Here is a 3,432-nt window from a genome sequence, read left to right on the forward strand (position 1 = left end):
GTTGCTCACGGGGGTCACCTATGGGGCGTTTTCTTATGGGAGCAACGCTAAAGGGCAGGGGGGTGGGGCTCAATGACAGGGGCGATCAATGTCGTTGCGTTTTGTGCAACGGGCGCGGGCGGTGCGTACGTCGTTGTTTTTGTGGCGCGGCGGAGATCGAGCGCCGCCCGCGCGGCGCTTCGCGGGGCAAGCCCGCTCCCACATCTGTTTCGGGCCAATTATTCCTGAGGCATTGGCGCGCGGCCCCTTGGTGCCCACCTCAATATCGCGTCGGACAAACAAGGCGGTCGCGCGCAAATGCCACAGACCTCACTGGCCCGAAACAGATGTGGGAGCGGGCTTGCCCCGCGAAGCGCCGCGCGGGCGGCGCTCGATCTCCGCAGCGCCACAAAAACAACGGCAAGCACCCTGGCACACATCACAACGCCATACGCACCGCCTTGGCCATCTCGGTCGCCAATTCCCGGCTCATGCCATCCAGGGTACGGCCCCGGCGCGTGACGATCTGGATATCGGTCGCGTTCATCGCCTCGCAATCAATGGCCAGGGCCTTGAAGGTGCCGCTCTTGAGCTCGTCGATGATCGGCAGCTCAGCCAGCAACGTGGCCCCCAGCCCCGACCGCACGAAATCCAGAATCACCGCCAGGGAGTTGGACGTGAGTGTCGGCACAATGGCAAACGGCTGGTCCTTGCACGCGGCATCCGCCAACTCGCGCACGCGGAAATTGGCACCGGGCAGCACCAGCGATTCCCGGGCCACTTCGGCAAGGCTGACCGTGGAGCGTTCGGCCATGCGGCTGTCGCGGTGCACGATCATCCGCAGTGGCTGCGCCAGGCTGAACAGCCGCGTCAGGCGGGCTGCAGGGTTGGGCGCAAACACCACGCCCAGATGCGCCTCGTCGGCCAGCACCATGCGCTGCACCTCCAAGGACGGGGCGCTGATGATCTCGGCCTTGTGCGCATTGTGCGCATGCAAGAAGCCCTGCAACGAATTGATCGCCCGGGCTCCCAGCAGGCCTTCGCCAATGGCGATCACCGTCGACGCCTGCTGGCGGGCGCGCAGTTCGTCCAGGCGGTTGACCAGCAGCGCGTGCTGGCGGGTGCGCTCGATGTAGTAGTCCACGGCCGCTTCGCCGGCGGCGGTCAGGCTGATGCGATGGGTGCCGGGGCGGACCAGTTCGATGCCCAGTTCTTCTTCCAGCCGGGCGATCTGCCGGCTGACCGATGAGGTGGCGACACCGAGCACTTCGGCAGCGGCGCGCATCGAGCCCTTGTCATGGCTCAGGTGCAGGTAGCGCAGGCGATGGTCCTGCAGATCGATATGGCGGGTGGGCATGACCTCGACCTCGGGGTAATCACGGCAGGCATTGGCGTGTCCCCATCGATCCTGGTGGGGCGCTGGCTTGATGTTTTTCTTGTCTGCTCGGCGTGGGTTGGCCGGCGTTGTCGCGCTCCATGCCAGGCCATCCTACACGCGTTTTTTTCTGGCAGAAATCATGTGAAAAAGGCACTAAAAATTTTTCGTGATATCAGCGTTGGTCTTTAGTTTTTTTTGCGCTGTTCAGGTCAGCCTATCTCTGCCTTTAAATTCATTTAAATCAGATAGATAAGCGGTTTTTTTTGGATGCTTCTGGGTGCTGCTAGCAGATTTTTCGTGGGTTTTAGCGTGAAAATTCAATTGACAATTCACGTAAATCGCCGCAAATATTTGTCACCGGCACCTAAAACAAGAGAGACAGACCATGCCGCCCAAACCTGCCTACGCCCCTCTGCATGGCCAGTGCTTGCCTTCACCGAGCCCAGCCAACACCCCCCACAAGCATCAGTACAAAAACCGCGCCTGAGACGGAGAAAGTCCATGGAATCGCTTTGCCTGCGTGCCGCGCCTGTGTCGGCGCTCGCCTCTGGCCCTGCCTTCGAGGCCTTGCTTGACGGTGTTCGTGATCGGGCTCGCCTCGGTGAGTTCGACCGCCAGCGCCACATATCCCGCGATGTGATCGACGCGTTCAAGGCCCATGGCGTGTACCGCGCCCTGGTGCCCAAACGCTTCGGTGGGCTTGAATGCTCGCCGGGTGCCTTCTGTGAAATGGTCGAACGCATCGCCCATGCAGACGGCTCCGCCGGCTGGGTGGCCAGCTTCGGCATGAGCCCTGTGTACCTGGCGGCGCTGCCGCTGGAAACCATCGCCGAGATCTACGGCAACAGCCCCGACACGGTGTTCGCCGGTGGCATCTTCCCGCCACAGCCCGCCGAGATCGTGCCCGGCGGCTTCAAGGTCAACGGCCGCTGGAAGTACTCCAGCGGCTCCATGGGCGCTGACATCGTCGGTGTCGGCATCGCCCCGCGCAATGGCGACAAGCTTGACCTGCCACGCCTGGCAGTGATGCCGCGCCAGCAAGCGCGCATCGAGCAGACCTGGGACACCGTCGGGCTGCTCGGCACCGGCAGCCACGACCTGGTGGTCGAGGACGTGGTGGTCGGCGAGCAATGGACCTTCGTGCGCGGTGGCAAGCCCAACCTGGACGAGCCGTTTTTCCGTTACCCCTCGCTGTCGTTCGCCACCCAGGTGCTCTCGGTGGTCGGCTTGGGCATCGCCCGCGCCGCGCTCGACGAACTGTCGGGCATGGCCAGTGGGCGCATTTCGGTCACCGGCGCCCCGGCACTGGCTGACCGGCCGCTGGCCCAGGTCGATGTGGCCAAGGCCGAGGCGGCGCTGCGCTCGGCTCGCGCGTTCTTCTACGAGTCCATCGAACGCGCCTGGGAGCACGTCCTGGCGGGCGACCCGGTACCGGTCGAGGTCACCAACCTGTTGCGCCTGTCCTCCACTCATGCCGCCCGCGTGGCCGCCGAAGTGGCGCGCAGTGTACAGATGCTCTCGGGCATGACCGGCATCTACAACGAAAGCCCGCTGGCCCGCTGCGTCAACGATGCGCAGGTGGTGACCCAGCACGCCTTCATGGGCGACGTCACCTACCAGAACGCCGGGGCGATGTTCTTCGGTAAACAGCCCCTTCCGGGCTACCTGTAACTTTCGGGATATTTGTCATGAGCGATAAGAAAACCTTGCGCGTGCTGTTCTGCATGGGCATCAACCAGAACTTCTTCGATGCCCCTCGCGAGGAGCAGCTTCAGGTGTGGGCCGCCTTCAGTGCGATGTGGAATAGCATCCACGACCTGGCCGGGGTGAACGTGCTGGGCAACATGGACGATGACCAGGGCATGGTCGGCCCGTCCGACGGCTTTCCCTGGACCACCTACCTGTTGGCTGACGTACCGGACATCGAAACCGTGCACGCCGCCTGCAACCTGTTCCGCACCACGGCCGTGGGCGAGGGGCCGTACAAGCTGTGGCGCTATGCCAAGGTCGAGGCCCGTGTCGGCCGCGAACTGATCATCCAGCGTGCCTGAGTAGAGGAAGCCCCCGTGAGCAAT

3 protein-coding genes are annotated in these 3,432 nt (G+C 63.5%); 2 read left to right on the forward strand and 1 reads right to left on the reverse strand.

Annotated features, from left to right (window positions below; translation table 11 throughout):
• Positions 1 to 418 precede the first annotated feature (418 nt).
• Positions 419 to 1,336, reverse strand: coding sequence for a LysR family transcriptional regulator (locus CKW22_RS27145; protein ID WP_033698735.1), 918 nt, complete (start codon positions 1,334 to 1,336; stop codon positions 419 to 421).
• A gap of 522 nt (positions 1,337 to 1,858) precedes the next feature.
• Between CKW22_RS27145 and iacA the strand changes: the two genes are divergently transcribed.
• Both iacA and CKW22_RS27155 read left to right on the forward strand, forming a co-directional pair.
• The gene (gene iacA, locus CKW22_RS27150; RefSeq protein WP_033698734.1) at positions 1,859 to 3,028 is read left to right on the forward strand and encodes an indole-3-acetate monooxygenase; all 1,170 of its coding nucleotides are present in this window, start codon (positions 1,859 to 1,861) and stop codon (positions 3,026 to 3,028) included.
• 17 nt (positions 3,029 to 3,045) lie between these two features.
• Positions 3,046 to 3,408, forward strand: coding sequence for an IacB protein (locus CKW22_RS27155; protein WP_095065632.1), 363 nt, complete (start codon positions 3,046 to 3,048; stop codon positions 3,406 to 3,408).
• Positions 3,409 to 3,432: the final 24 nt, after the last annotated feature.

It is taken from the genome of Pseudomonas sp. Irchel s3f19, from assembly GCF_900187555.1.
In the GTDB taxonomy this organism is placed as follows: Bacteria; Pseudomonadota; Gammaproteobacteria; order Pseudomonadales; family Pseudomonadaceae; genus Aquipseudomonas; species Aquipseudomonas capeferrum.

Coding starts and splice junctions, on each gene's coding strand:
- CKW22_RS27145 (WP_033698735.1), bottom strand. CDS start 1,336: ATGCCCACCCGCCATATCGATCTGCAGGACCATCGCCTGCGCTACCTG.
- iacA (WP_033698734.1), top strand. CDS start 1,859: ATGGAATCGCTTTGCCTGCGTGCCGCGCCTGTGTCGGCGCTCGCCTCT.
- CKW22_RS27155 (WP_095065632.1), top strand. CDS start 3,046: ATGAGCGATAAGAAAACCTTGCGCGTGCTGTTCTGCATGGGCATCAAC.